Consider the following 23,840-nt stretch of genomic DNA (forward strand, 5'->3'; position numbering starts at 1 on the left):
GCGGCCGCCCGGCAGGTCAGCGCTCCCGGGCGAGGTCCAGCAGGCGGTGCATGACCGCCACCGGCAGTGCCGGATTGCTTGCGGCAGCCGCGGCCCGGGCCGGCAGGGTGAGCCGCCGGAGCAGTTCTTCGGCGGGCAGCCTGGGGTCGGCGACCGCCCAGCCGCCCACCTCGGGGTCGTCGGCGAGCCGCAGCACCAGCTCCGGCCCGGCCTCCGGGTCGTCCAGCGCGGCGTGCCGCAGACGCGGATCGGGATCGTCGGCGAACCGGGCCAACCCGGGCCGGGCGAAGTTGCGGTGGTGGCGGAACCCCGACCAGTACCGGTCCTGCACCGTCGCGTACAGCTCCACCAACAGCTCGTGCGGCGCGTCCTCGCACCGCTCGGCCAGCGTGCGCCGCACCCACTCGTCCTCGTCCGCCGCCAGCAGGGCCACCACGTCGGGCGCCAGGTGCGGCTGCGCCGCGAGCACCCGCCGCAGCCCGACGTGCGCCGACCTCGCGATCCGGCGGGCCGCATCCGGATCGGTCGCCCGCCGTGCGATCCAGGACGGCGGCGACCAGAACTGCCGCCACACCGTGCACGGGATCACGGTGCGCTGAGCCTCTGTCAGCTCCTCCCGCATCGACACCGCGAGCCGGACGTCGTTCTCGGGATCCGCCGCCAGTCGCAGGGCCAGTGCGGTCGGCACCTCGGGATCGGCGGCGGCCTCCAGCCGGACCGCCCGGTCCGGGTGCGCCACCCGCTGCTCCGCCGTCAGCACCGGTGCCGGTGCCGGCTCCTGCGCCGCGACCGGCGGCTCTCCAGTGCCGCCGGCGATCCGCCGGATCTTCGGTTCCGGGTCCTCCGCCAGGATCTCCAGCACCCCGGCGGGGATCCGGCGCTTGTGCTCGAAGAGCATCACCGCGTACACGAACCGGACCCGGGGTTCCGGATCCCGCGCGAGCCGGGCCAGAACGTCGACGTCCGCCGTCGGGTTCTCCGCCACGTCCAATCGGTGCTGGAGCTGCGGCGAAGCCACCAGCAGCTCCGTCGCTGCGGCATCCAAGGTCCGGTACCGGAGCCAGGAGCCCGGCATCGGCAGCTCGTCGAACTCCAGCAGCCGGGCCAGCGCCTCCACCGGCAGCACCGGATTGCCCGCCAGCCCCCGGAGCCAGCCGTCCACCACATCGCCGTCCGCCGCTGCCCGCTCCAGCGCCCCGCCCAGTCCGTCCATCCCTCCATTCTGGCTGGTCCCGGTTGTGCTGTTCGGCGGACGTTCGTGGAGGGGCGTCGACCAGGCCGCTCCGACCGGCGAGGGACCGAGGGAAACCCGGCGACCACGGATCGGCGGCCGTCTAGGCTCGACCGCCGTGGACGACGACCTGCCGAAGCTCCTGACGATGCCGATGACCGGCCGGAACGCCCGGATGCTGGAACGGCTGGCCCGCCGTCGTCTCAAGCGCGGTGGGGCGGCCTTCGTCGCGGACCTCGGCATCGGGACGGCCCGCCGGCACCGCTCGACGTCGGCCGTCCCGGCCGAGCCGACGGCCTTCGACGACCTCTTCGACAGCCTGGTGCGCCTGCTGGCGGCGACCCGCGGCCCCGGGCACGTCGACGAGCTGCTGCGGCTGCTCGCCGCGGGCAGGCCGGAGGATCCGGAGTACGACCGCTACGTGGCCTCGCTGCTGGCCTCCTGCCAACGGCCCGCCGACCTCGGCGCGGTGTACGAGGAGGGGGTTGCTGTCTCGGAGGAGTTGCGGGCCTGCCTGCTCCACGAACTGGTGCTCAGGGGAGTCCCGGTGGCGGAGGACCCGGGCATCGCCTCGTGGGCGACCTCCCCGCACTGGCGCGACCACCCGTTGGCCGCGCTGCCGCTGGTTCTGGCGGAGCCGGAACGGGAGCCGGACCTTCCGGCCTACTCGGTCGAAGGCAGCAGCTGCGGGTTCCCCTACCCGGATCCGGAGGAGCGCTACCCGGCACCCAGGCCGGCTGCCGCGCAGGTGGCGGAGGCGGTGGAGACGACGTCCGCCGCCACCGCCCGCGCCATGGCGTCGGCGGTGGCGAACTGGGCCGACCACCCGGAGGAGCCGGAGGGCCGTGCCGAGGCGCGGACCTTCGCCCTCGCGGAGCCCCTGGATCCCGACGCCCTCTCCGGCGTACTCGTCACGTTGGGCCTGGACTGCCTGACGGACCTGGGCGACCTGCCGAAGCCCGGGGAGGAGACCGCGTTCGGGGTGGTCCCCGTCGAAGCGGCCGAGGTCTGGCAGCTGCTGTTCGCCGCCGCCTCCACCGGCGGCGCGTACGACTCGGGCTGCCACGGCGCCTACGGACGGCTCCACGCCTGGCGCTCGCTGGCCGCACTCGCCGGGGCGCCGCCGGATGCCCCGGCGAGTGCGGGGGAGGACTACGTCCGGGCCTGCGCGTGGTACCGGTTCAGTGCGGACACCCCGTGGTTCCACCGGGTGGTCTGGGACCTGGGCGTGCTGGCCGTCTCCCCGGACCGCCGCCTGGCCGTCCTGGCAGCGACGACCACCGACTGACGCGGCATCGGAGTGGGAAGTCGGACCGCCCGACTTCCCACTCCGGCACGTCGCCGAGGAGGAGATCCCGGCGGTTACTTCGGGACACTCGCAGCGCGCGAGCGTCGGGGGCCGCGACGATTCCCGAGGCAGCTGGTCGTCAGTGCAACCTCTTGCTACCGGGCAAACGTTGCCTGACGTGGCGCTGGAGGCGGCAGGTCCGGGATCGGTGATGATCCCGGCGCGGGAGCGGCCGTCTGAAAGGGGATACCGCATTGCCCGGCCCCTGCTTCGTACGAGCCGAGATGAGCGACGATCGGTGCGTGCAGGCCCGGGTATTCCCGAGGTACCGGCCCGTGCCTCCCTCGGCTCACACCCCATGAGCGCGTGGTACGAACCTGCTCAGCCGAAGCCGACCTCGGTGAAGCAGCAACCGCCGCGCTCGGCGGCGGGCAGGACCGGGCCCGGGGTGAGCCGAGGGGCCTGGCGGAAGTACTGGCGGAAGCCCGACGCGCGGAACTTCAGGTCGAACGCGTGGCCTTCGATGTGCCATTGCGGCCAGTCCTGCTTGCCGTCGTCCGGCACCAGCCGGTGCACATCGGAGATCTCCAGCTCCGGGTGCATGCCCTTGAACCCGAGGCCGCCCTCAAGGTCCCAGACCTCCTCGAAGACGAGCGTCGCAGGGGCGGTCCAGAAGGAGAAGCTCTTCGCCGGCTTGACCGGGTGGACCCAGCGCACGATGTAGTCGAGGTCGAGCAGGAGCCTCGGCAGGATGTCATTCGTCTGCTGCACGTACAGACCGTGGACAGTGGCGTCGTGCCAGCCCATCTCCTCGAAGTCGGCATCGCTCCAGACGCTCTTCGAGAGACCTGATTCCTGGTGGCTGTCCATGGCCGTATCCAACCAGGGTGGTTCGTCCCAGCTCGCAAGGGGGCGGCGGTGCACGTTCTCGTCGAGCGCGGGCCGACGTACTGGCCGTCTTCCCGGACGGCCGCCGCCTGGCGGTCCTCCCAGCGAGGCCGACCGACTCATGGGCTCTTGGAGTGGGAAGTCGGACCGGCCGACTTCCCAATGATGCGTCGGCCGCCCCGTCGGTCAGTCGGTGCCTTCGATGATGCGGAAGTCGCGCTCGTAGCCGTCGGGGAGGGCCCCCAGCGCCTTCTGGTACGCCTCGCTCTCGTATGCCGCGACGGCCTGGTCGAAGCTGTCGAACTCGACCAGAACGGCGCGCTGCGTGATTCCGGCCTCGTGGGCGACCACTCGGCTGCCACGGGACAGGACGCGCCCACCCCCGGCCCGGACGGCCGGACGGGCCAGCGCGTCGTAGGCGGTCAGCCCCTCGGGGTCGGAAATGGCGGGGTAGACACTGACCCAGTAGCCCTTGGCCATAAAAGCCTCCTGTGTTCGGCCGGACACGTCCGACTCGTCGTATCCGCAGGCTAGGGCCTGATATGCGGCCGAGGGAAAGACCGGTACGCAATAGACTCAGAACGGATCGTTATCAATCGGCAGGGAGGGGCACGTGCCGCCGGACACGGTGAGCCTGCGCTACTTCCTGGTGCTGGCCCAGGAGTTGAACTTCACCCGTGCGGCCGCACGGATCGGTGTCGCACAGCCCGCACTCAGCGCCCGGATGCGCCGGTTGGAGTCGGAACTCGGTACGGCCCTGCTGGTCCGCAACACGCGCACCGTCGTGCTGACCACGGCCGGTGCGGCGCTGGCGGAGTCCGCGCCGTCCGCGCTGGCGGCGCTGGACCGGGCCTGGGACACCGCCCGGAGCGCGGCGGCCGGCGAACTGGGCACGCTGCGCCTCGGATACAGCCTCAGCACCGGGGCCGGGACGACACCGGCCCTGGTGGACAGGCTGATTCGCGACCACAGCGGACTCCAGGTCGGCGCGGTCCCGATGGCGACGCCGGAGATCTCCCCCGCGGTCGCCGACGGCCGCATCGATGCCGGGATCACCCGCGGTGAACAACCGGGCCGCGGCGTGCGCCGGTTCCCGCTGCGGCGTTTGCGCGTCGGGGTCCAGCTGGCGCAGCACCATCCGCTGGCCGAACACCCGGAGATCGAGATCGCCGACGCGGCCGCGTATCCGCTGCGCCTCCCGGACCGTGCGGCCAACCCCGTGGTTCACGATCAACTGTCCGCACTGTTCCGGGACACCCGACCGCACCCCCGGTTCCACACGCCCGCGGTCTCCTTCGACATGTCCCAGCGCGACCTGCGCGACGGGGTCACCCTCGCCCCGGCCGGAGAAGCCGCGGCCACGGCACAACCGGCCGGTCTCACCTGGCGACCACTGCGGGGCGCGCCCGGCCTGACGATCCACCTGGTCCTCCCATGCGAGCAGTCGCCGCTGCACCGCCGCGTCCTCGCTGTCGCCAAAGCTCTGGCGCACGAGCTGCACTGGCTGCCGGGCTGACGTGCAAGAGGGAGAGCGATACGGACGCCTGTGGTGGCGAACTGGGCCGACCACCCGGAGGAGCCGGAAGGCCGCGTCGAGGCGTGGACTCTCGCCCTCACGGAGCCCCACCGGTGGCGGGTACGCCCCCGGTTGCTACGGCGCCTGTCGACGGCCCCACGCCTGGCGCTCGCCGGCCGCACTCGCCGGGGCGCCGCCGGGGCCGCCCCGGCGAGCAAGGTGGAGGCCCGCGTCCGAGCCGGCGTCCGGGACCTGGGCGTGCCGGCCGTCTCTCCGGACCGGCTCCTGGCCGTCCTGGCGGCAACGACGACCGACTCACGAGCCGTCGGAGTGGGAAGTCGGACCACCCGACGTCCCACTCCGGTGCGGTGGTGCGGTGACGCCACCGCACCGGTCGGGCGGACGCGCTGCCCACCGAGTCCGAGTCCTCTGGCGCCTGGCCCGAGGAATCCGAGCGATCCGGCGGGGTGAGGCGGGCCAGTGGTGGAGGGCTACCCGAGCCGGTGGCGGAGCCAGGCGAGTCCGTGGGCGCTGAGCGCGTCCCACCGGGGGCCGGGGGTCTCGGCGGCGCGGAGGGTCCACAGGCCGGTGAGGATCGCGCCGAAGGCCGTGACGGACCGAGCGGGCGCGGTGCGCCACAAGGGCACGCCGTTGGCCCAGCGCTCCGCCTGCTCAGGCGTGTGTCCGGCCTCGATCAGCCGGACGATCATGTATGCCGTGTCGGCCCATGCGGCGCCGGGAGCGGGGAAAGCCCAGTCGACGACGTGCACCGCTGCGCCGTTCACCAGGAGGTTGGGGCCGGTCAGGTCGGTGTGGACCAGGGTCTTGCCGTCGATCAGATCGGGCGCTTCGTGTTCGGCCAGGATCAGCGTGTCCAGCCGTGCCACGGTCCACGGGTCGAGCCGGTCCCGGTGACGGCTGCCGAGGTTGTGCCAGAAGTCCTGTCCCGACCATCGATCGGCGAGGCTGAAGGCACGCAGCGGCGGCGCCGGGGTGAGCGTCCCGGCGAGCGTCTCCAGCGTCGCGGCGACCAATGGCAGGTCGGCGGACCCCGGAGACAGGTCCGCGTGCCTGCCGGGAACGTGCTCGAAGCCCAGGGCGAGCCACCCGTCGGCCTCGACCCTCCAGAGCATGCGGGGAGCGATGTCCGGCGGGAGTACGGCGTTCACGACGGACTCCAGGCGGTGCATCCATGCCCCCGGGTTGTCCTCGCGCACGGCCTTGCAGAACACCGGCCCGCCGGCCGTCTCCAGCGTGGCGGCGAAGTCGGAGACCGTTCCCGCAGTCGGGGGGAGAGCGGCGGTCACCGCGCCGGTCCGGGCCTCGATGCTGATGCGCACGGGACGCGGTAGTTTCTTCCAAGTCTCTGTCATCGGGGTGCCTCGGGTCGGGCCCGTCCGGCCCCCGATCGCGGGGCCGGGCGGGCGATCTGATCGGTTCCTAGCTGTTGTGGCAACCGCGGTGGCACTGCGCGCAGTTGCCGCTGCCGCTGGTGTCGCTTCCGTCTCCTCCGCTGCCTTCGGAGCAGTCGGCGGACATGCTCCACAGTTCGGCGTCCACGGCGTACCCGCTCGCTTCGATGACGGCGACCGTGGCGGCGATGCCGATGCCCTTGGTGGACTCGCCCGGGCCGCCGGTCGGCACGTGGTGGAGGAACTGGCCGGACACCGACTGGCAGAACTCGGCGTATTCGGTGGTGTGGAGGATGAACGTGTGCCATCCGACGTCCACCAGCCGCGACGGGGCGAGGCCGGCACCCGGGTTGACCGCGCACGCTCCGAGGAAGGCGAGAGCCTGGTCCACGATGCGCGCGGCGAGCGCGAGATCCATCCCCTCCCCCCTGGCGATTCGGGTGATCATCCGCTCGAACAGGGCCGGGTCGATGAGGGACCGGCCTGTGATCTTCTCCGTGCTGGTCGACAGCATGTGTGCTCCCCTGGCTCCGAGGTACGGCTCTCGGCCAGGACGCTATGCGTGCGGGAACCACCGAAGGGCCTGTGATTCTCGAATATTCCAGGGCTCGCGGGCCGTATCGGCGAGGATTCCTCAGACGGCTCCCAGCGCCCTGCGGCACCGCGCAAGAACCCTGTGGGCATCCGAGCCGAAGACGGCCGCCTCGGCCATCGTTTCCCAGACTCGCGTGTACAGGCCCACGTTCTCCGCCTGCTCCAGCCACAGTTCGGCGTGCCAGTCCTCGACGATGACAAGCCGTTCGTCGTAGATCCAGAAGCCGTTGGCGGGCGGCAGCATGAGCTGGGCCTCGAACGGCACGATGCCCAGGGTGACGGTGTCGAGGCCGATCACGCCGCTGAGCCGGTCGAGCTGGGCGGCCATGACGGCCGGTGGGCAGAGCCGGGCGCGCAGCGCGGCCTCCCACATGACGATGCGGTACTGCTTGCCCGACCGGTAGAGGCCCTCCTGTCGTCGGACACGGGCCCGCACGGCCTCCTCGACATCACGCGGCGACCGGTGGAGGTCGACGTAGGCGTTGAAGACGTGCCGGGCGTAGTCGGCCGTCTGGAGCATGCCGACGATCATCGAGCCTTCCCAGGCACGCATGACCGTCGACCGCTCGTACTCGACGGTCAGCGCGTCCTGCACCGGCCGGTGGCCGGCGGCGAGTTGCCGACGCCACGACCGGGACTGCGATTCGAACGCCCTCAACCTGGCGGTCAATTCGGACGCCGCGCCAGGCCGGCCGACGCCCGTTGCCCACGCCTTGAGGTCGTCGTGGGTGGCGGTCTGTCGGCCGGTCTCCAGCTTGCTGACCTTGGACTGCGCCCACCCCAGGCGCTCGGCCAGTTGCCGACCGGTGAGACCTCCCTCGGTGCGCAGCTCGCGGAGCCGCAGACCGAGGGCGATTCGCGCTTGTTGGAAGTCGGTGCTCACACGTCGGACGGTACCTCGGTGAGGAACGCCCGGTACGTGGTGGCGAAGTGCCAGGCAGCGTCGCGTACCTGGCAGGCACGAGCCACTTGGACCGGGTCGGTGATCAGCTCCACGCCGGTCAGATCGTCGTCGGAGTCGAAGTGCAACAGGGCGATCACCCGCGAGTCGAACAGCCAGGTGTCTTCGTCGGGAAGGCCGAGACGAGCGGCGTCGGCGCGCCAGAGGTAGCGAATGTCCTCGCCCACGGCACAGTTCCGCTCGGCGTTGTCGAGCAGGTACCGCTGTCCCGGAGTGGGCGGGTTGTCCATGATCCGCACTCGCTCGAACCGCTTGCCGCGAGCCGCCTGCTCGCGGCGCGAGAGGCACCACGGGTCCTCCAGGTCCCATCCGGGCGCCTTCCCGGCAGCGAACCGGCGGTAGGTCTCGGTGTGTTCGTCGGACCGGTACCTGCGACGGGTCTCCAGCCGGAAGGCCGTGTGCTCGAAGTCCTCGAACATGCCGTCGAACGCTTCGAAGTCGATCAGCTCCGGCTCTCGGTGCACGTCTCGCGGTGCGAAGTCGGCGAGCAGCACGCGGGGAACGACCACGAACCCTTCGCCGGGCTTGACCTTGCGGAGCTGATCCACCTCGTCGGGATCGGTGACGGCGTCGCCCTGCACCAGCACCTCCCCGGTCTCGACGTCCTCGTAGAGCGTCGGGCATCCGTTGTTCCCCGAATTGCTTCCGATGTACCGCAGTCGTCGGCTCACAGCTGCTCCCATCACGGTCGGGCGGGCGGGCGGATTCAGGATGGCGTGAGGTCGGCTAGGTGTGGGCGCTGATTCTCGAATATTCTCCCGACCCCGATCGAGGAGAACTTCGACTGCACCGGCCGATGCGGAGCAGGGAGGTGCGCGCCCGGCGTGCGGGGGTGGGGGAGTGGTGCGGCTCGGGGCTTCGCACCGGTGTGCGCCTGCTGGTGGTGCTGCTTCGTGGTGGTGTCGATGTTCTTTCGTGTCAGGGGAGTTGGGCGGTCTGTCGAGGAGCGGGAGGTGGTGCGCCCCTCGGGCCGGGTGGTGGTTGGTGGGCGCGGAAGGTCGAGGGGGAGTGCGGAGTTCGGGAGTGGACGGACCTTCTCGGGCCTACGCTGGCGATGCATCTGACGCGCACGGTGCGTGCCCGTGCGGATGCGGACAGTGTGACGCGAGTGTGACCGGAGACCAGGGGAGGCCGAGATGGCCGAGGTTCGGGGCGGCGGCGAGAGCGGCGACGCGAGGCCGGAGTTGGACGAGGACCTGTCGGAGGTGTCGGACTTCCTGCATGCGATCGGCCAGCAGATCAAGCTCCTGCGTGAGCAGGCGGGGTTGACGCAGAAGCAGTTCGCGAAGGAGGTCGGCTACACCGAGAGCCTGATTGGCGCGGTGGAGCAGGGGAAGCGGACGCCGCAGCGGGAGCTGCTGGAGTCGTCGGAGCGGGTGTTGGACGCCAGGGGGCTGCTGATCGCCGCCGCGGACGACATCGAGAAGGCGAAGGCGAAGTCGCGGATGCGGCACCCGGAGTGGTTCCGGAACTATGCCGCCTTGGAGGCGGAGGCCATCGAACTCCACGACTGGAGTGCCTACCTCGCTCCGGGACTGCTTCAGACGGAGGACTACGCCCGGGCGCTGTTCCGGATGCGACAGCCGGTATTGGCGGAGGAAACGGTCGAGATCCGGGTGGCAGCTCGGATGGCGCGACAGGAGATCCTTGCCCGGTGGCCCCGCGCGGTCTTCAGCTGGGTGATCGACGAGGCCGTACTGCACCGGCGACTCGGCGGACCGGAGGTGCACCGTGGGCAGCTCGAACGGTTCCTGGAGATCGGCAATACCCGAGGCATGACGCTTCAGATCATGCCGATGGACCGCGCCGAGAACGCGAGCGTTGCAGGTTCGTTCAAGCTGATCACCCCCAAGGGACGTCCGCAGACCGGCTATATCGAGATCCAGACGAGCGGTAGGCTCATCACGGATGCGGAGGAGGTCCGTCTCCTGAATGCGCGATACGGCACCCTCAGGGCGCAGGCGCACTCTCCGCAGGATTCCCTGTCCTTGATCGAGAAGATGCTGGGAGAGCGATGAGCGGCGATCTGATGTGGTTCAAGAGCAGCTACAGCAGCAACGAGGGCGGCGACTGCGTCGAGGTGGCCGAGACCACGAAGTCGGTCCTGGTGCGTGATTCGAAGGACAAGTCCGGTCCGCAGCTGGCCTTTTCGCCGACTGCTTGGCGCTCCTTCGTCGAGTTCGCACAGTCGGTCCGATGAGCAGCGAACCGGTGTGGTTCAAGAGCAGCCACAGCGGCGGCGAGGGCGGCGACTGCGTCGAGGTGTGGTTCAAGAGCAGCTACAGCGGCAACGAGGGCGGCGACTGCGTCGAGGTCGCCGAGATGGCGGACGCGGTCCTGGTGCGTGACTCCAAGGACAAGTCCGGTCCCCGCCTGGCCTTCTCCCCGACCGCCTGGCGCTCCTTCGTCGAGTTCGCGCAGTCGGTCTGACACGACGGTGCGGCCGTCCGCCGACCGGCGGACGGCCGCACCTCTGCGTTACTACCGCCCCGCGAGGGCGTGGACGAAGCGGCCGGCGTCGATGGTGCCGAGGCCGCTGGCGAGGTCGTAGCCCTTGGTGGCCCGGTAGCCGGTGACGGTGTCCCAGGAGTTGTCGCCGGTGGTCACGTCGGTGATGCCGCTCCACTGGTTCGGGAGCAGGTTGAGGCCGTAGAGGCGCCAGTTGAGCCGGCCGAGGCGGTGGCCGGCGAGCTGGTCGGCGAGGGCGACGACGCCGGAGAAGATCGGCGCGGCCTCGCTGGTGCCGCCGGTGAGGTGCCAGCCGACGCGGGTCGGGTCGTACGACTCGTAGGTCCACGCGCCGCCGTCGACGGCCGCGCTCATGCTGATGTCCGGGGTGCCGCGGTGGCTGCCGGTGACCTTGGCGACGCCGGCCTGGTAGAGGGGCCGGTCGAACACGCCGGAGACGCCGCCGCCGCCCGCGCCGTAGGCGTCGTGCCAGACCTGGTCCGGCGCGGTGCGCTTGCCGGTGTCGTCCAGGGTCATCTGGGTGCCGCCGATGGAGGTGACCAGCGGGTCCGAGGACGGCCAGGAGTTGACCTTGTACGGGTAGAGGTCGGAGCCGTTCTCCTTGGCGTCGGTGGCGCCGTTGTCACCCGAGGAGGCGAGCACTGTGACGTCGTGCGCGGCGGCCTCCTTGAAGGCGTAGCGCAGGTCGGTGAGCGACTTGAAGTCGCCCGTGTCGAAGCCGGGGAAGGTGTTCTCGGTGGCGCCGAAGCTCTGCGAGATGACGTCGGCCCGGCCGGAGCGGATGAGCGCGCGTTCGGCGTCCATCATCTCGGGCAGGCCGGTGGTGCCCTCGGTCTCGGCGACGCCGGTCTCGACCAGGATGATGTGGGCGTCCGGGGCCACGGCGTGCGCGTACTCGACGTCCAGGGTGGCTTCGCCGGCCCAGCCGGTGTGGTCGGGGTTGGCCGGGTCGAAGGGCGGGACGTCGCCCCACTTCATGATCTCGACCTGGGTGTCCGGGATGCCCCACTGCTTGTCGAAGACCTCCAGGTCGTGCTGGATGGTCGGCGAGCCGAAGGAGTCGACGATGACGATGGTGCGGCCCTTGCCGGTGACGCCCTCCTGGTAGAGGGAGTTCAGGTTGTAGGCCTCGCGGTACTGGAGCGGCGAGTAGCAGTGGATGCCGAGCTGGCTGACGCAGTCCGAGGTGGACAGCGGCGCGGTCCGGCCGAGGGCGTTGACGTGGCCGGCGGAGGCGGGCCGGACGTGGACGCCGGCGGCGGTCGGCGCGCCCGCGGTGGCGGTGCCCGCGGCGACGGAAGCGACGGAGCCGGTGGAGCCGACGGAGCCGGTGGAGACGGTGCCGGTCGTGAGGGCGGTGGCCCCGACGGCGAGCAGGGCCAGGGCGCGGAGGGTGCGGGGGCTGCCCATGGGACTCCTTGGGACGCTGGGCCCGGCCGGGGTCGGTCGGGTCGGTTCGGCCATCCCATCGACTGCCGCATGATCATGCCATAGTCATTTCATACTGTCGGCATGGTCGTCTCCAGCCACGGGAAAAGGTCAAGACCGTCCCAGGTGAAGGTAAGCCAGCACCCGGAACGGTCTTCTGATGATCCGTCAGACAGCTTTTCGTGTCAGCGCGCCCCGCCGTTGACGTAGAGCGTCTGGCCGCTGACGTAGGAAGCCTCCTCGCTCGCCAGGAAGGCGACCACCGAGGCGACCTCCTCGGGCTGCCCGACCCGCCGCAGCGGCGTGCGGGCGGACACCTCGGCCTGGTGGTCCTCGGCGGTGGCGCCGACCCGCTCGGCCGTCGCGGCGGTCATCGGGGTGGCGATGTAGCCGGGGGCGACGGCGTTCACATTGATGTTGAACGGGCCCAGCTCGATCGCGAGCGTCGCGGTCAGGCCCTGGATGCCGGCCTTGGCGGCGGCGTAGTTGGCCTGGCCCCGGTTGCCCAGGGCGGAGCGCGAGCTGAGCGAGACGATCTTGCCCCACTTCTGCGCGACCATGTACTTCTGTGCCACGTGGCTGCAGTTGTAGGCACTGGTCAGGTTGACCGTCAGGACGGCGTCCCAGTCGGCCTTGGGCATCTTGAAGAACAGGTTGTCCCGGGTGATGCCCGCGTTGTTGACCAGGATGTGCACACCGCCGAGGTCCTCGGCGATCCGGGCGAACACCGCCTCCACGGCGTCGTAGTCGGCCACGTCGCAGCCGTACGCCCGCGCGGTGCCGCCCTTGGCGGTGATCGCCTCGGCGGTGCCGGCCGCCCGTTCGGCCGAGAGGTCGACGACGGCGACCGTCGCGCCCTCCTCGGCCAGCAGGCGCGCCGTCGCGGCGCCGATGCCCTGCGCGCCGCCGGTGACGACGGCGACCTTGCCTGCGAAACGCGTCATGCTGCTGCTCCTCAAGAGTGGAAAGAAGGGGGAGGGGAGTCGGGCCGTCAGGCGGACTCGACCAGCACCGCCGTGCCCTGGCCGACGCCCACGCACATGGTGGCGAGGCCGCGCCGGCCGCCGGTACGCCGCATCCGGTGCAGCAGGGTGGTGAGGATCCGGGCGCCGGAGCCGCCGAGCGGGTGGCCGAGCGCGATCGCGCCACCGGTCGGGTTGACCAGCTCGGGGTCGATCCCCAACTGGTCGACCGAGGCCAGCACCTGCGCCGCGAACGCCTCGTTCAGCTCGGCCTCGGCGACGTCCGCCAAGGTCCAGCCGGCCCGGGCGAGCACCTTGCGGGTGGCCGGGACGGGACCGATGCCCATCACGTCCGGGTGCACGCCCGCCGAGGCTCCGGCCACGTACCGGCCGAGCGGCTCCAACCCGAACTCGCCGAGCGCCTCCTCGCTGACCAGGACGAGCCCGGCCGCGCCGTCGTTCATCGGCGAGGCGTTGCCCGCCGTCACCGTGCCGCCGGGGCGGAAGGCGGGCTTGAGCCGGGCGAGCTTCTCCAGGCTGGTGTCCTCGCGGATCGACTCGTCCTGGTCGACGGTCACGCCGTCGGTCCGCTCGACCGGGACCAGCTCGGCGTCGAAGTGGCCGTCCTTGCGCGCGGCGGCGGCCCGCTGGTGGCTGCGCAGCGCGAAGGCGTCCTGCCGCTCCCGGGTGATGCCGTACCGGCCGGCCACCTCCTCGGCGGTCTCGCCCATGGAGAGCACGCCGTGGAGTTCGGCCATCCGGGGGTTGGTGAGCCGCCAGCCGAGCCGGGTGTCGAAGGTCTCGATCCGGTGCGGCAGCGCCTCGTCGGGGCGCGGCAGGACGAAGGGGGCACGGGTCATCGACTCGCAGCCGCCGGCCAGCACCACGTCCGCCTCGCCGGAGCCGATCGCCCGGGCGGCCATGGTGACCGCCTCCAGGCCGGAGGCGCAGAGCCGGTTGACGGTGGCGCCGGGCACGCTGTCGGGCAGTCCGGCGAGCAGGACGGCCATCCGGGCCGCGTTGCGGTTGTCCTCGCCGGCCTGGTTGGCGGCGCCCCAGTAGACGTCGTCGATCCGGGCCGGGTCGAGGGTGGGCAGGTCGGTGAGCAGGGCGCGCAGCACGGTGGCCGAGAGGTCGTCCGGGCGGACCGCGGCGAGCGCTCCGCGCAGCCGGCCGATGGGTGTGCGGCGGGCCGAGGCGAAGTAGACGGGACGCACGACGGCGGATCTCCTTCTGGGAGGGGTGAGGGTGGGGCGCCCCGGTCGGGGCGGACGGAGGTCAGAAGGCGTTGACGCCGGTGAGCGCGCGCCCGATGAGCAGCTGGTGGATCTGGCTGGTGCCCTCGTAGAGGGTCATCACCCGTGCGTCGCGCAGGTACTTGCCGACGGGGTACTCGTCGATGAAGCCGTAGCCGCCGAACACCTGGAGCGCGTTGTTGGCGGCCCGCACCGCCGCCTCACTGGCGAACAGCTTGGCGACGGAGGACTCGGTGGCGAACGGCAGGCCGCGTTCGATGTGGTCGGCGACCTTCCAGGTGAGCAGCCGGGCGGCCTCGACGTCCACGGCGATCGCGGCGAGCAGCTGCTGCACCAACTGGCGCGAGGCGATCGGCGCGCCGAACTGCTCGCGCTCGCCCGCGTACCGGACGGCGGCGTCGAGGCAGGCCCGGGCGATGCCGACGCAGCCGGCGGCGACGGACATCCGGCCCTTGGCGAGGGCGGCCATGGCGACGGTGAAGCCCTTGCCGATCTCGCCGAGCCGGGCGCTGTCGGGCACCCGGACGGCGTCGAAGGCGAGTTCGGCGGTGGCCTGGCCGCGCAGGCCGAGCTTGCCGTGGATCTCGGTGCGGGTGAAGCCGGGCAGGTCGGTGGGGACGAGGAAGGCGGTGATGCCGCGGTGGCCGGGCTCGCCGGTGCGGGCGAAGACGAGGGCGACGTCGGCCCAGGTGCCGTTGGTGATGAAGGTCTTGGTGCCGCTGAGCAGCCAGTGGCCGGCGCCGTCCCGGTCGCTGTCGCGGACGGCCCGGGTGGTGAGGTTGGCGGCGTCGGACCCGGTGCCGGGCTCGGTGAGGGCGAAGCAGCCGAGCGCCTCGCCGGAGGTGAGCCGGGGCAGCCAGTGCCGCTTCTGCTCCTCGGTGCCGAAGGCGTTGACGGACTTGGCGACCAGGCCGAGCGAGACGGAGACGATGCCGCGCACGGCGGAGTCGCCCCGGCCGAGTTCCTCCAGGACGAGGCAGTAGGCGAGGTGGTCGCCGCCGCTGCCGCCGTACTCCTCGGGGATGGTCAGCCCGAGGAAGCCGAGCTCGCCCAGCCGGCCGATGATCGCGCGGTCCACCGACTCGGCGCGGTCCCAGGCGGCGGCGTGCGGGGCGATCTCGCGGTCCGCGAAGGAGGCCGCGAGCTCGCGGACGGCGGCCTGTTCCTCGGAGAGCTCCAGATCCATGGCGAGCGACCCATCCGGTTAAACTAGCGCTGCAAGTTTTACCGGGACTGTAGCCCCGGGCGGGGCCTCCTGGGAAGGGGGACCTGTCAGAATCGGGCCCACCCCGCACCGAGCCCACCCGACCGGACGAACCCGCCGGACCCGACACACCCACCCGACCGCGAACACCCACCGGAGGAGCCGCGCCGATGCCCCGCCCGCGCACCCCCCTGCTCAACCGCGAGCGCATCGTCGCCGCCGCGCTGCGGCTGGTCGACCAGGAGGGCCTGGCCGCGCTCTCCACCCGCCGCCTGGCCGGCGAACTCTCGGTGAGCGGGCCCTCCCTCTACAACCACTTCGCCACCAAGGACGAACTGCTGGACGCCGTCGTGGACGGGGTGATCGGGGAAGTCGACCTGTCGATGTTCGGCGCCGGCGCGCCCTGGCCGGAGGCGCTGCGGGACTGGGCCCGCTCCTACCGGGCCGCGCTCGCCGCCCACCCCAACATCGTCCCGGTGCTGGCCCAGGGCCCCGGGCGCCGGCCGAACGCGCTGCGGCTGGCCGACGCCGTCTTCGGCTGCCTGGTCGAGGCGGGCTGGCCGCGCGGGCAGGCGACCAGGATCGGCGCGCTGATGCGCTACTTCGTCACCGGCTCCGCCCTGGCCTCCTTCGCGGCCGGCTTCCCGGAGGACGCCGGGCTGTACGACGCGGCCGACTACCCCCACCTCGGCGAGGCGCACCGGCTGGCCGAGCACCGGGCGGCCGTGGACGAGGGCGCCTTCGAGACCGGGCTGGAGGCGCTGCTCGACGGGCTGGTGCTGCGCTTCGAACGACTGGCCTCCGCCGGTCACCAGGGCTCGCGGGCCACGAACGCCGGTCGCAGCTCGGGGTCCACCGGGTCGTAGTACCGGTGGTAGACGGGCGTCAGCCCGCCGGAGACCGGTGGCACGATCCAGCTCCAGTCGGCGGGCGTCGGCCGGCCGAGCCGCTTCTCCTGCGCGATGTGCCTGAGGAAGCGCTCGGACTCGGTGTGGTGGTCGGCCATGGTCACCCCGGCCTCCTGGAAGGAGTGCAGCACCGCGACGTTCAGCTCCACCAGCGCGCGGTCCCGCCAGAGCGTGCGCTCGTGGGAGGTGTCCAGGCCGAGCCGTTCGGCGACGGTGGCCAGCATCGCGTAGCGGTCGGCGTCGGCCAGGTTGCGGGCGCCGATCTCGGTGCCCATGTACCAGCCGTTGAACGGCGCGGTCGGGTAGCGGACGCCGCCGATCTCGAGCGTCATGTCGCTGATCGCCGGCACCGCGTACCAGCGCAGGCCCAGCTCGGCGAACCACGGGTGCTCGGGGTGCGAGAGCCGGACCTCCAGGGTGGTGTCCTCCGGCAGTTCGTACCATTCGGGCCGCTCGCCGGGCCGCTCCTGGACGAGCAGCGGCAGCACCTCGAAGGGCTCCTCGCCGCACTTCCAGCCGAGGTCGCGGGCCCGGGCGGTGAGCTGCGCGCCGGCCGGGTCGCCGGTCCAGCCGCCGTCCGGGCCGGGGTGCCCGGCGTAGCGGATCAGCTGCTGGTTGACGATCCGGGCGGCCGGACGGCCCGGCCGGTCGGGGGCGAACACCGAGACCACGGGACGGATCCGCCCGCCGTTGGCGGCGGTGCGCAGGTGGTCGAAGCACTCGGCGGCGATGTCGTCGGCGGAGGAGAGGTGGCGCAGGTCGCGCACCACCAGGCTGCGCCAGTACAGCCGACCGATGCAGCGGGCGGCGTTGCGCCAGGCGAGCCGGGCGCCGTGGGCGAGTTCGGCGGGGGTGTGCTCATAGGTGCCGGTGCGGTCGATCTCGTCGAGCACGGCGCGGACCCGGGCGGCGGCGTCGCCGGCGGCGGGTTGCTCGCGGTGGAACTGCCGGACGAAGCCGGCCGCCTGCCGGGGGTCGGTGAAGTACTCGTCGTCGGCCGGTTCCGGGGCGGCGGTGCCCGGGGGTTCCTCCGGCACCAGGTGGCCGTGGACGTGGCCGTGCGAGTAGGGGCAGGCGCCGACGGGTGCGGCGGTGGTGCGGTGCGGACCGCGACTGCTGCGGGTGCGTAGCCGGTCGAAGATCAAGGACATCCCTCCTGCGGGACAGGAAACCGGAGGTGCCCGGGCCGCCGCAGAGAGTGAACGATTCAGCCCCCGCCCCCTGCGTCCAAGCGCTAGGGTGCGGGGGCCGAAGGGCTCCTCAGGACATGGGCTCAGCCCATGTCCTCCAGCCGGACGCCCTTGGTCTCCTTCATGAACTTCGCCACGAAGACGATCGACAGCGCCGCGAACACCGCGTACGCCAGGTAGGTCGCGGAGAGGCTCCAGCGCGAGAGCGCCGGGAACGAGACGGTGATCGCCCAGTTGGCGATCCACTGCGCGGAGGCGGCCACCGAGAGCGCGGCGGCGCGGATCCGGTTGGGGAACATCTCGCCGAGCATCACCCAGACCACCACGCCCCAGGAGAGGGCGAAGAACAGCACGAAGGCGTTGGCGGCGATCAGGGCCACGGTGCCCTGGAGGTCGGGCAGGGTGACGTCGTTCCCGCTGCCGGTGGCGGAGGAGAACGCCCATGCGCAGGCGCCCAGGGCGACGGCCATGCCGGCCGAGCCGATCAGGGCGAGCGGCTTGCGGCCGATCCGGTCGACCAGCAGGATCGCGATCACGGTGCCGAGGATGTTGATGACCGAGCCGATGAAGCTGATCAGCAGTGAGTCGGACTGGTCGATGCCGACGGACTGCCAGAGGATCGACGAGTAGTAGAAGATCACGTTGATGCCGACCAGCTGCTGGAAGACCGACAGGCCGATGCCGACCCAGACGATCGGCAGCAGGCCGAACCGGCCGCCGAGCAGATCGCTGAAGCGCGGCCGGTGGTCGGAGTCGATCAGGCCGCGGATCTCGGCGATCCGGGCCTCGGTGTCGGAGTCCCGGCCCTCGATGTCGGCGAGCACGGCGCGGGCCTCGTCGAGGCGGTCGGCGGCGATCAGGAAGCGCGGCGACTCGGGGATGGTCGAGGCCAGCGCGAAGTAGACGGCGGCCGGCACGACACAGATCCCGAGCATCCACTGCCAGGCCTCCAGGCCGAGCAGCTGGCCGCGGGTGTCGCCCCCGGCGGCGTCCGCCAGCAGCCAGTTGACCAGCTGCGAGATCGCGATGCCGAGCACGATCGCGGCCTGCTGGAAGGAGGCGAGCCGGCCCCGGTACTTGGTCGGCGCCACCTCGGCGATGTAGGTCGGCGCGATGACCGAGGCGATGCCGATGGCCGCTCCGCCGAGGACCCGCCAGCAGGCGAGGTCCCAGGCGGAGAACGGCAGCATCGAGCCGATCGCGCTGACCGCGAAGAGCAGCGCACCGGCCTTCATCACGGTGATCCGGCCGTAGCGGTCGGCGAACCGGCCGGCCAGGGCGGCGCCGACGGCGGAGCCCAGCAGCGCGGAGGAGACGATCAGGCCGGTCACGCCGTCGCCGACGCCGAACTTCTCCTGGATGCCGGAGACCGCGCCGTTGATCACGGAGCTGTCGTAGCCGAACAGGAAGCCGCCGAGGGCCGCGGCGGCGGTGATGAAGACGACGAAGCCGAGCCGGCCGGACGGTGCCGGCCCGGTCTCCGCCTCCGGGGTTCCCGAGGGCCCGGCGGACTGCTGGGTGACGCTCACGATCTTGACTCCTGGTACTCAACGCTGAGCTTGGTAGCCGAGATCGTAACCCCTCAATGTTCAAGTGTTGTACGTGGGATGCCCCCAAGCGCCTTCTATGATTAGTAAGGTGAACAATCAAATAAGAGCCCCTGGCGAGTCGGCTCAGACCGGGGGGACTCGGACCGGGGGGACTCGGACCGGGTGGGCTCAGACCGGGTGGGCCAGCGAGAGGCCGAACCGCTCCTGGTCGTCCGTCCACCAGGCCGACAGCCGCAGTCCGGCCGCGGCCAGTTCCTCGGCCACCCGCTCCCGGCGGAACTTCGCCGACACCTCGGTGCGCAGCTCCTCGCCCCGCGCGAAGCTCACCGGCAGGTCCAGTGCCGGGATCTTCACGGTCTGGTCGACGAGCGAGCGCAGCCGCATCTCGATCCACTCCCGCTCCGGGTCCCAGAGCGCCACGTGCGCGAACGAGGCCGGTTCGAAGTCGGCGGACAGCTCGCGGTTCAGCACGTTGAGCACGTTCCGGTTGAACTCCGCGGTTACCCCGGCCGCGTCGTCGTAGGCGGCGACCAGCACCGCCGGGTCCTTGACCAGGTCGGTGCCGAGCAGCAGGAAGTCGCCGGGGTCGAGGGCGGCCCGCAGTCCGCTCAGGAAGGCGGCCCGCTCGGGCGGCAGCAGGTTGCCGAGGGTGCCGCCGAGGAAGGCGACCAGCCGGGGGCCGGCGGCCGGCGGCAGGTCGAGCCGGGCGGTGAAGTCGGCCAGCACGCCGTGCACCGCGAGGCCCGGGTACTCGTCGGCGAGGGCCTCCCCGGCCGAGGTCAGCGCGCTCTCGCTGACGTCCACCGGCACGTACGTCTCCAGCGTGCCCAGGTCGCGCAGCGCGTCCAGGAGCAGCCGGGTCTTCTCGGAGGAGCCCGAGCCGAGCTCGACCAGGGTGCGGGCCCGGGTGGTGGCGGCGATCTCGCCGGCCCGGGCGGTGAGGATGGCCCGCTCGGCGCGGGTCGGGTAGTACTCGGGGAGCCGGGTGATCTCCTCGAACAGCTCGCTGCCCCGCGCGTCGTAGAACCACTTGGGCGGCAGCGTCTTGGGATCGGCGGTGAGGCCGGACCGGACGTCGTGCCGCAGTGCGGTGCTGAAGTGGTCGGCGGGCAGCAGTCGGGTGAGATCAAAGGTGCTCATGACAGGCGGATCCTCTGTTCAGGAAGTGAAGGTATCGGTAGCCGGGGTTGCGGCGCTCGAGGCGCTCAGGGCGTTCGGGCCGTCCAGGCGCTGAGAGCGCCAAGAGCGCCAAGAGCGTCAGAGCGGCTTGACGGTCACCCCGTCCGGCCCGGCCAGCAGCAGCGACCGGTCCGGCACGGTGGTCCAGCCCGGATGGTCGTCGGAGGGCTCCGAGGCCACCAGTACCCCGAGGCCCGGCACGGTCCGGTGGTGCAGGGTGTCGCCCCAGGCGGTGGCGGCGATCTCCCGGCCGTCGGTGAGCAGCAGGTTCATCCGGCCGGTGGTGTGCGCGTCCGCGTCCGCGACGGTGCCGGCCAGGGCGTCGCCGAGTCCGGCGCCCGCGCGCAGCCGGTGCAGGGCGAGCGCCCACAGCAGGGCCGAGTCGGTGCGGGCCACCAGGCCGAGCAGTTCGGCGGGCGGCAGCAGTGCGGCCAGCGCGCCGGTCCGCTCCGGCCAGCCGGCCAGCGCCCCGTTGTGGCTGAACAGCCAGCGCCCGGCGGCGAACGGCCCGGCCGCCTCCTCGCCGGCCGCGCAGCCCTCGGTGGCCGAGCGGACCGCCGCCAGCAGCGCCCGGGTGCGCAGGACCCGGGCGAGGTCGCCGAAGGAGGTGTCCGCCCAGATCGGCCCGGCCCGCCGGTAGCGGGCGGGCACCTCGTCGCCGTCCGCGTACCAGCCGAGGCCGAAGCCGTCCGCGTTGACGGTGCCGTACTGCTGGAGGCGCGGTGCCCAGGACTGCCGGTGGAGGCCGAACGGCGGCTCCACCAGCAGTGCCCGGGGCGACACCGGCTCACCGACGTAGGCGAGGTGGCGGCACATCAGCCGGCCCTCCGAACGCGAGCGGGACCGGCACCGGAGCCGCGGCCGTCGGTGGCGCCGGCGGTGGCATCGGGGCCGTCGGGGCCGTCGGAGCCGGGGCCGTCGGTGACGTCGGCGGCGGTGCGGAACCCGGCGAAGATCTGCCGCCGGATCGGGTAGTCCCAGTTGCGGAAGGTGCCCCGGCAGGCGACCGGCGCCACCGCGAAGCAGCCGCCGCGCAGCACCTTGTACTCGGGCCCGAAGAACACCTCCGAGTACTCCCGGTACGGCCAGGCCCGGAAGCCCGGGTACGGCCGGAAGTCGCTGGCCGTCCACTCCCACACGTCGCCCATCAACTGCCTTGCCCCGTACGGTGACTGGCCGTCGGGGTAGCTGCCGGCCGGGGCCGGGCGCAGGTGCCGCTGGCCCAAATTGGCGTGCTCGGGGCCGGGGGCGCCGTCGCCCCACGGGTAGCGGCGCGAGCGGCCGGTGGCCGGGTCGTGCCGGGCGGCCTTCTCCCACTCCGCCTCGGTCGGCAGTCGCCGTCCGGCCCACCGGGCGTAGGCGTCCGCCTCGTACCAGCTGACGTGCAGCACCGGTTCGTCGAGTGGGACGGGCTCGAGCACGCCGAACCGGCGGCGCAGCCACTGGCCGTCCTCGCGGCGCCAGAACAGCGGCGCGGTCAGGTCGGCGTTCCGCCGGTGCGCCCAGCCCTCGGGGGTCCACCAGTGCGGCTCGTCGTAGCCGCCGTCCTCGATGAACCGCAGGTAGGCGCCGTTGGTGACCGGGGTGGTGTCCAGCCGGTAGGCGGGCAGGTCGACGCGGTGGGCCGGGCGTTCGTTGTCCAGCGCCCAGGGCTCGGTGTCGGTGCCCATGGTGAACGGGCCGGCCGGGACGAGCACCTCGGCGGGCAGCGAGGCGGCGTCGGCCGGGGCGGGCGGAGGCGCCGGGGCGGCCAGCACGGGTTCGCCCCGGCGCAGCTGATGGGTACTCAGCATCGTCTCGTCGTGCTGCTGTTCGTGTTGGGCGATCATGCCGAAGGCGAACCCGGCGTCGAGCAGCGGCGCCCCCTCCAGCGGGCTGGCGGCGAGCAGGTCGAGCACCCGGCCGCGCACCTCGCCGGCGTAGGCGCGGGCCTCTCCGGGCGGCAGCAGCGGCAGGGTGGGGCGCTCGGAGCGGGGGTGCTCGAAGGCGTCGTAGAGCGGGTCGATCTCGGGGTGCATCGGATCGCGGCCGCCGATGTTGCGCAGCAGCCAGAGCTCCTCCTGGTTGCCGATGTGGGCGAGGTCCCAGACCAGCGGCGACATCAGCGGGGAGTGCTGGGCGGTGAGGTCGTGGTCCCCGACGCAGTCGGTGAGCGCGGCGGTGCGGGCGCGGGCGGCCAGCAGCTCGGTGGCGATGGTCTCCCGCAGCGCCTCGGGCGACAGGGTCTCCAACGAGGGGGCCTCCAGTGAGGGGTCCTCCAGCGAGGGGGCCTCCGACGGAAGCGGCGTCGGCGGGCGGTTCTCCCGGGCGCTGCGGTCGGCGCGGGCGTCGTCGATCATGGTGCGGCCTCCTCCGGGGGAGTGGGTCGGGTGCCGGAGCGCAGCGCGTCCAGCTGGTCGTCGGCCGGGCAGCGGCCGCGCGCGGGATAGCGCTCGGCGAAGGCGGCGACGGAGGCGCGCAGCCGCTCGGCGCCGGGCAGCCGGCCCAGCGCGGCGTCGGCGGCGGCGAAGCAGGCGAGCGAGGCGCGGCGCAGCTCGGGGTCGGCCGTCGCCAGGGCGGCGGCCCGGCGCCAGGCGTCGCTGCGCGGCGCGCGCGGCCCCGCGGTGCCCGGCGGCGGCTCCAGCGGCTCCAGGGCGGCGAGCGCGGTGTCCGCGGCGACCGGGTCGTCCAGCAGCGCGGTGACCAGCGCGGCGGGGACGATCCAGCCGTCCCCGGGCTGGGCGTCGATCATCCGCAGCTCCAGGTGGCCGCGCGGGCGGACCGGCGGGAACAGCGTGGTGCGGTGGTAGTCGAGGTCGGCCAGGGTGGGCGGGCGCTCGCCGCCGCCGCGCAGCCAGTCGAGGAAGGTCAGTCCGGTGGGCGCGGTCCACGGCAGGCCGTCGCGGCGGCGCACGCAGAGCACCTGGGCGTCCAGCACGTACCGGGTCCAGGCTTCGCGCGGGTCGCCGTGGTCGGGCGCGGGGGCCAGGGTGCGGGAGGGGTCCATCCGGGACCAGACGGTCTGCCGGGTGGACCGGTGCCCGGTGGGGCGGCCGTCCAGCAGCGGTGAGTTGGCGAAGGCGGCGACCAGCACCGGGCCGAGCCGGTGGGCGAGGCGCCAGCGGCGTTCCAGTGCCTGCGGGCCGCTCTCCGACCCGGCGTCCAGGCACACCTGGAGCGAGGCGGTGCCGGTCATCATGATCCGGCCCCAGGGTCCGGCCGAGTCGAAGTGGTGCTCCATCGCGTGGTAGCGCGGGTGGTCCAGCACCATCCGGCGGGGGCGGGCCAGCGGGTCGGTGCCGGTGCCGGTGAGGCGCAGGCCCTGGGCGGCGAAGGCGCTCCGCAGGGCGGCGAGGTCACGCCGGGTGTCGGCGACGCAGCCGGTGAGGCTGTCGGCGGGCGGGGAGCTGAGCTCGACCTGTCCGCCGGGTTCGAGGGTGAGACGGGCACCGGAGGGGAGCGAGGTCCCGTCGGGGCCGCCGAGCGGCAGTGCGTCCAGTGCGGTGTGCAGTCGTTCCGGAGGGACGGGTTCGTCGGGACATCGGTCGTCGTGGACGAACCACTCGAGCTCGACGCCGACCAGCCGGGGCGGGCCGATCTTGAAGCAGACGCCGGTCATGTGGTTGCGCGCGGCGGATTCGGTCAGCGGGGTCACCGAAGCGGCGGGGGGTCCCGCGTTCTGCCGGTCGGTCGGACCGGTCGGGCGGAGGGGTATCACCGGACTCACCATCCTTGGGGCACGGGTGCGGCCCGGACTACCCTGCCCAGTCTGCTACGGACCATGCGGGGCCGCCGCGCAAACATCTTGTGAAGGTGTGTCCTCGC

The 23,840-nt window shown here is 72.5% G+C and carries 23 protein-coding genes; 6 read left to right on the forward strand and 17 right to left on the reverse strand.

What is annotated here, in order from left to right; genetic code table 11:
* Window positions 1-16 precede the first annotated feature (16 nt).
* Window positions 17-1,213 carry a hypothetical protein gene (locus SM793_RS01395; RefSeq protein ID WP_320436107.1) on the reverse strand — a complete coding sequence of 399 codons (1,197 nt, stop codon included), beginning with the start codon at window positions 1,211-1,213 and terminating at the stop codon, window positions 17-19.
* A gap of 136 nt (window positions 1,214-1,349) precedes the next feature.
* On the opposite strand from SM793_RS01395, the gene SM793_RS01400 reads away from it, so the two are divergent.
* Window positions 1,350-2,519 (forward strand): DUF6183 family protein, encoded by a 1,170-nt coding sequence (locus tag SM793_RS01400; protein WP_320436108.1) that lies wholly within the window; start codon window positions 1,350-1,352, stop codon window positions 2,517-2,519.
* Between the two features lie 381 nt (window positions 2,520-2,900).
* On the opposite strand, the gene SM793_RS01405 is transcribed toward SM793_RS01400, so the two are convergent.
* Both SM793_RS01405 and SM793_RS01410 read right to left on the reverse strand, forming a co-directional pair.
* Window positions 2,901-3,389 (reverse strand): hypothetical protein, encoded by a 489-nt coding sequence (locus SM793_RS01405; protein WP_320436109.1) that lies wholly within the window; start codon window positions 3,387-3,389, stop codon window positions 2,901-2,903.
* A 204-nt stretch (window positions 3,390-3,593) separates the two neighbouring features.
* On the reverse strand, window positions 3,594-3,887 hold the full coding sequence (locus SM793_RS01410; RefSeq protein WP_320436110.1) for a DUF1330 domain-containing protein: 294 nt from the start codon (window positions 3,885-3,887) through the stop codon (window positions 3,594-3,596).
* 133 nt (window positions 3,888-4,020) lie between these two features.
* Between SM793_RS01410 and SM793_RS01415 the strand changes: the two genes are divergently transcribed.
* Window positions 4,021-4,923: a LysR family transcriptional regulator gene (locus SM793_RS01415; RefSeq protein ID WP_320436111.1), complete on the forward strand. Its 903-nt coding sequence runs from the start codon at window positions 4,021-4,023 to the stop codon at window positions 4,921-4,923.
* Window positions 4,924-5,414: 491 nt separating this feature from the next.
* On the opposite strand, the gene SM793_RS01420 is transcribed toward SM793_RS01415, so the two are convergent.
* The 4 genes from SM793_RS01420 to SM793_RS01435 form a co-directional block, all read right to left on the reverse strand.
* Complete coding sequence (locus tag SM793_RS01420) at window positions 5,415-6,263, reverse strand: phosphotransferase (protein ID WP_320436112.1); 849 nt, start codon at window positions 6,261-6,263, stop codon at window positions 5,415-5,417.
* A gap of 100 nt (window positions 6,264-6,363) precedes the next feature.
* The gene (locus SM793_RS01425; RefSeq protein WP_320436113.1) at window positions 6,364-6,849 is read right to left on the reverse strand and encodes a hypothetical protein; all 486 of its coding nucleotides are present in this window, start codon (window positions 6,847-6,849) and stop codon (window positions 6,364-6,366) included.
* A gap of 120 nt (window positions 6,850-6,969) precedes the next feature.
* Entirely contained in the window at window positions 6,970-7,812 is an 843-nt protein-coding gene (locus tag SM793_RS01430; protein WP_320436114.1) for a helix-turn-helix transcriptional regulator, read from the reverse strand.
* Entirely contained in the window at window positions 7,809-8,561 is a 753-nt protein-coding gene (locus tag SM793_RS01435; protein WP_320436115.1) for a DUF6879 family protein, read from the reverse strand. Before SM793_RS01435 ends, SM793_RS01430 begins: the two co-directional genes overlap by 4 nt.
* A gap of 465 nt (window positions 8,562-9,026) precedes the next feature.
* Between SM793_RS01435 and SM793_RS01440 the strand changes: the two genes are divergently transcribed.
* From SM793_RS01440 to SM793_RS01450, 3 genes are read left to right on the forward strand one after another with little or no spacing between them, the layout of a single operon-like run.
* Window positions 9,027-9,908 carry a helix-turn-helix domain-containing protein gene (locus SM793_RS01440; protein ID WP_320436116.1) on the forward strand — a complete coding sequence of 294 codons (882 nt, stop codon included), beginning with the start codon at window positions 9,027-9,029 and terminating at the stop codon, window positions 9,906-9,908.
* An 11-nt stretch (window positions 9,909-9,919) separates the two neighbouring features.
* The gene (locus tag SM793_RS01445; RefSeq protein WP_320436117.1) at window positions 9,920-10,090 is read left to right on the forward strand and encodes a DUF397 domain-containing protein; all 171 of its coding nucleotides are present in this window, start codon (window positions 9,920-9,922) and stop codon (window positions 10,088-10,090) included.
* Window positions 10,087-10,320 carry a DUF397 domain-containing protein gene (locus SM793_RS01450; RefSeq protein ID WP_320436118.1) on the forward strand — a complete coding sequence of 78 codons (234 nt, stop codon included), beginning with the start codon at window positions 10,087-10,089 and terminating at the stop codon, window positions 10,318-10,320. Before SM793_RS01445 ends, SM793_RS01450 begins: the two co-directional genes overlap by 4 nt.
* A gap of 51 nt (window positions 10,321-10,371) precedes the next feature.
* On the opposite strand, the gene SM793_RS01455 is transcribed toward SM793_RS01450, so the two are convergent.
* The 4 genes from SM793_RS01455 to SM793_RS01470 all read right to left on the reverse strand — a co-directional run bounded on the left by SM793_RS01455 (window position 10,372) and on the right by SM793_RS01470 (window position 15,191).
* Complete coding sequence (locus tag SM793_RS01455) at window positions 10,372-11,769, reverse strand: S53 family peptidase (protein WP_320436119.1); 1,398 nt, start codon at window positions 11,767-11,769, stop codon at window positions 10,372-10,374.
* Between the two features lie 203 nt (window positions 11,770-11,972).
* Window positions 11,973-12,731: a beta-ketoacyl-ACP reductase gene (locus tag SM793_RS01460; RefSeq protein WP_320436120.1), complete on the reverse strand. Its 759-nt coding sequence runs from the start codon at window positions 12,729-12,731 to the stop codon at window positions 11,973-11,975.
* 47 nt (window positions 12,732-12,778) lie between these two features.
* Window positions 12,779-13,966: an acetyl-CoA C-acyltransferase gene (locus SM793_RS01465; RefSeq protein ID WP_320436121.1), complete on the reverse strand. Its 1,188-nt coding sequence runs from the start codon at window positions 13,964-13,966 to the stop codon at window positions 12,779-12,781.
* A 61-nt stretch (window positions 13,967-14,027) separates the two neighbouring features.
* Window positions 14,028-15,191, reverse strand: coding sequence for an acyl-CoA dehydrogenase family protein (locus SM793_RS01470; RefSeq protein WP_320436122.1), 1,164 nt, complete (start codon window positions 15,189-15,191; stop codon window positions 14,028-14,030).
* Window positions 15,192-15,379: 188 nt separating this feature from the next.
* Between SM793_RS01470 and SM793_RS01475 the strand changes: the two genes are divergently transcribed.
* Window positions 15,380-16,075: a TetR/AcrR family transcriptional regulator gene (locus tag SM793_RS01475; protein ID WP_320436123.1), complete on the forward strand. Its 696-nt coding sequence runs from the start codon at window positions 15,380-15,382 to the stop codon at window positions 16,073-16,075.
* On the opposite strand, the gene SM793_RS01480 is transcribed toward SM793_RS01475, so the two are convergent.
* The 6 genes from SM793_RS01480 to egtA all read right to left on the reverse strand — a co-directional run bounded on the left by SM793_RS01480 (window position 16,018) and on the right by egtA (window position 23,733).
* Window positions 16,018-17,268 carry a nitric oxide synthase oxygenase gene (locus SM793_RS01480; protein ID WP_320436124.1) on the reverse strand — a complete coding sequence of 417 codons (1,251 nt, stop codon included), beginning with the start codon at window positions 17,266-17,268 and terminating at the stop codon, window positions 16,018-16,020. The two genes, SM793_RS01475 and SM793_RS01480, sit on opposite strands and share 58 nt — an antisense overlap.
* Window positions 17,269-17,390: 122 nt before the next feature.
* Complete coding sequence (locus SM793_RS01485) at window positions 17,391-18,839, reverse strand: sugar porter family MFS transporter (RefSeq protein WP_413815853.1); 1,449 nt, start codon at window positions 18,837-18,839, stop codon at window positions 17,391-17,393.
* Window positions 18,840-19,025: 186 nt separating this feature from the next.
* Window positions 19,026-19,997 (reverse strand): L-histidine N(alpha)-methyltransferase, encoded by a 972-nt coding sequence (egtD, locus tag SM793_RS01490; RefSeq protein ID WP_320436126.1) that lies wholly within the window; start codon window positions 19,995-19,997, stop codon window positions 19,026-19,028.
* Between the two features lie 117 nt (window positions 19,998-20,114).
* Window positions 20,115-20,852: an ergothioneine biosynthesis protein EgtC gene (gene egtC / locus SM793_RS01495; RefSeq protein ID WP_320436127.1), complete on the reverse strand. Its 738-nt coding sequence runs from the start codon at window positions 20,850-20,852 to the stop codon at window positions 20,115-20,117.
* Window positions 20,852-22,375: an ergothioneine biosynthesis protein EgtB gene (egtB, locus tag SM793_RS01500; RefSeq protein WP_320436128.1), complete on the reverse strand. Its 1,524-nt coding sequence runs from the start codon at window positions 22,373-22,375 to the stop codon at window positions 20,852-20,854. Before egtB ends, egtC begins: the two co-directional genes overlap by 1 nt.
* On the reverse strand, window positions 22,372-23,733 hold the full coding sequence (egtA, locus tag SM793_RS01505) for an ergothioneine biosynthesis glutamate--cysteine ligase EgtA (RefSeq protein ID WP_320436129.1): 1,362 nt from the start codon (window positions 23,731-23,733) through the stop codon (window positions 22,372-22,374). The genes egtB and egtA overlap by 4 nt, the downstream gene beginning before the upstream one ends.
* Window positions 23,734-23,840: the final 107 nt, after the last annotated feature.

Origin of the sequence: Kitasatospora purpeofusca (assembly GCF_034043715.1) — a bacterium.
GTDB classification, from domain to species: Bacteria; Actinomycetota; Actinomycetes; order Streptomycetales; family Streptomycetaceae; genus Kitasatospora; species Kitasatospora purpeofusca_A.

Bases quoted from the DNA above. Each gene is read 5' to 3' on its own strand.
- SM793_RS01395 (WP_320436107.1), bottom strand. From the start codon at position 1,213: ATGGACGGACTGGGCGGGGCGCTGGAGCGGGCAGCGGCGGACGGCGAT.
- SM793_RS01405 (WP_320436109.1), bottom strand. From the start codon at position 3,389: ATGGACAGCCACCAGGAATCAGGTCTCTCGAAGAGCGTCTGGAGCGAT.
- SM793_RS01410 (WP_320436110.1), bottom strand. From the start codon at position 3,887: ATGGCCAAGGGCTACTGGGTCAGTGTCTACCCCGCCATTTCCGACCCC.
- SM793_RS01425 (WP_320436113.1), bottom strand. From the start codon at position 6,849: ATGCTGTCGACCAGCACGGAGAAGATCACAGGCCGGTCCCTCATCGAC.
- SM793_RS01440 (WP_320436116.1), top strand. From the start codon at position 9,027: ATGGCCGAGGTTCGGGGCGGCGGCGAGAGCGGCGACGCGAGGCCGGAG.
- SM793_RS01445 (WP_320436117.1), top strand. From the start codon at position 9,920: ATGTGGTTCAAGAGCAGCTACAGCAGCAACGAGGGCGGCGACTGCGTC.
- SM793_RS01450 (WP_320436118.1), top strand. From the start codon at position 10,087: ATGAGCAGCGAACCGGTGTGGTTCAAGAGCAGCCACAGCGGCGGCGAG.
- SM793_RS01455 (WP_320436119.1), bottom strand. From the start codon at position 11,769: ATGGGCAGCCCCCGCACCCTCCGCGCCCTGGCCCTGCTCGCCGTCGGG.
- SM793_RS01460 (WP_320436120.1), bottom strand. From the start codon at position 12,731: ATGACGCGTTTCGCAGGCAAGGTCGCCGTCGTCACCGGCGGCGCGCAG.
- SM793_RS01470 (WP_320436122.1), bottom strand. From the start codon at position 15,191: ATGGATCTGGAGCTCTCCGAGGAACAGGCCGCCGTCCGCGAGCTCGCG.
- SM793_RS01475 (WP_320436123.1), top strand. From the start codon at position 15,380: ATGCCCCGCCCGCGCACCCCCCTGCTCAACCGCGAGCGCATCGTCGCC.
- SM793_RS01480 (WP_320436124.1), bottom strand. From the start codon at position 17,268: ATGTCCTTGATCTTCGACCGGCTACGCACCCGCAGCAGTCGCGGTCCG.
- egtD (WP_320436126.1), bottom strand. From the start codon at position 19,997: ATGAGCACCTTTGATCTCACCCGACTGCTGCCCGCCGACCACTTCAGC.
- egtC (WP_320436127.1), bottom strand. From the start codon at position 20,852: ATGTGCCGCCACCTCGCCTACGTCGGTGAGCCGGTGTCGCCCCGGGCA.
- egtB (WP_320436128.1), bottom strand. From the start codon at position 22,375: ATGATCGACGACGCCCGCGCCGACCGCAGCGCCCGGGAGAACCGCCCG.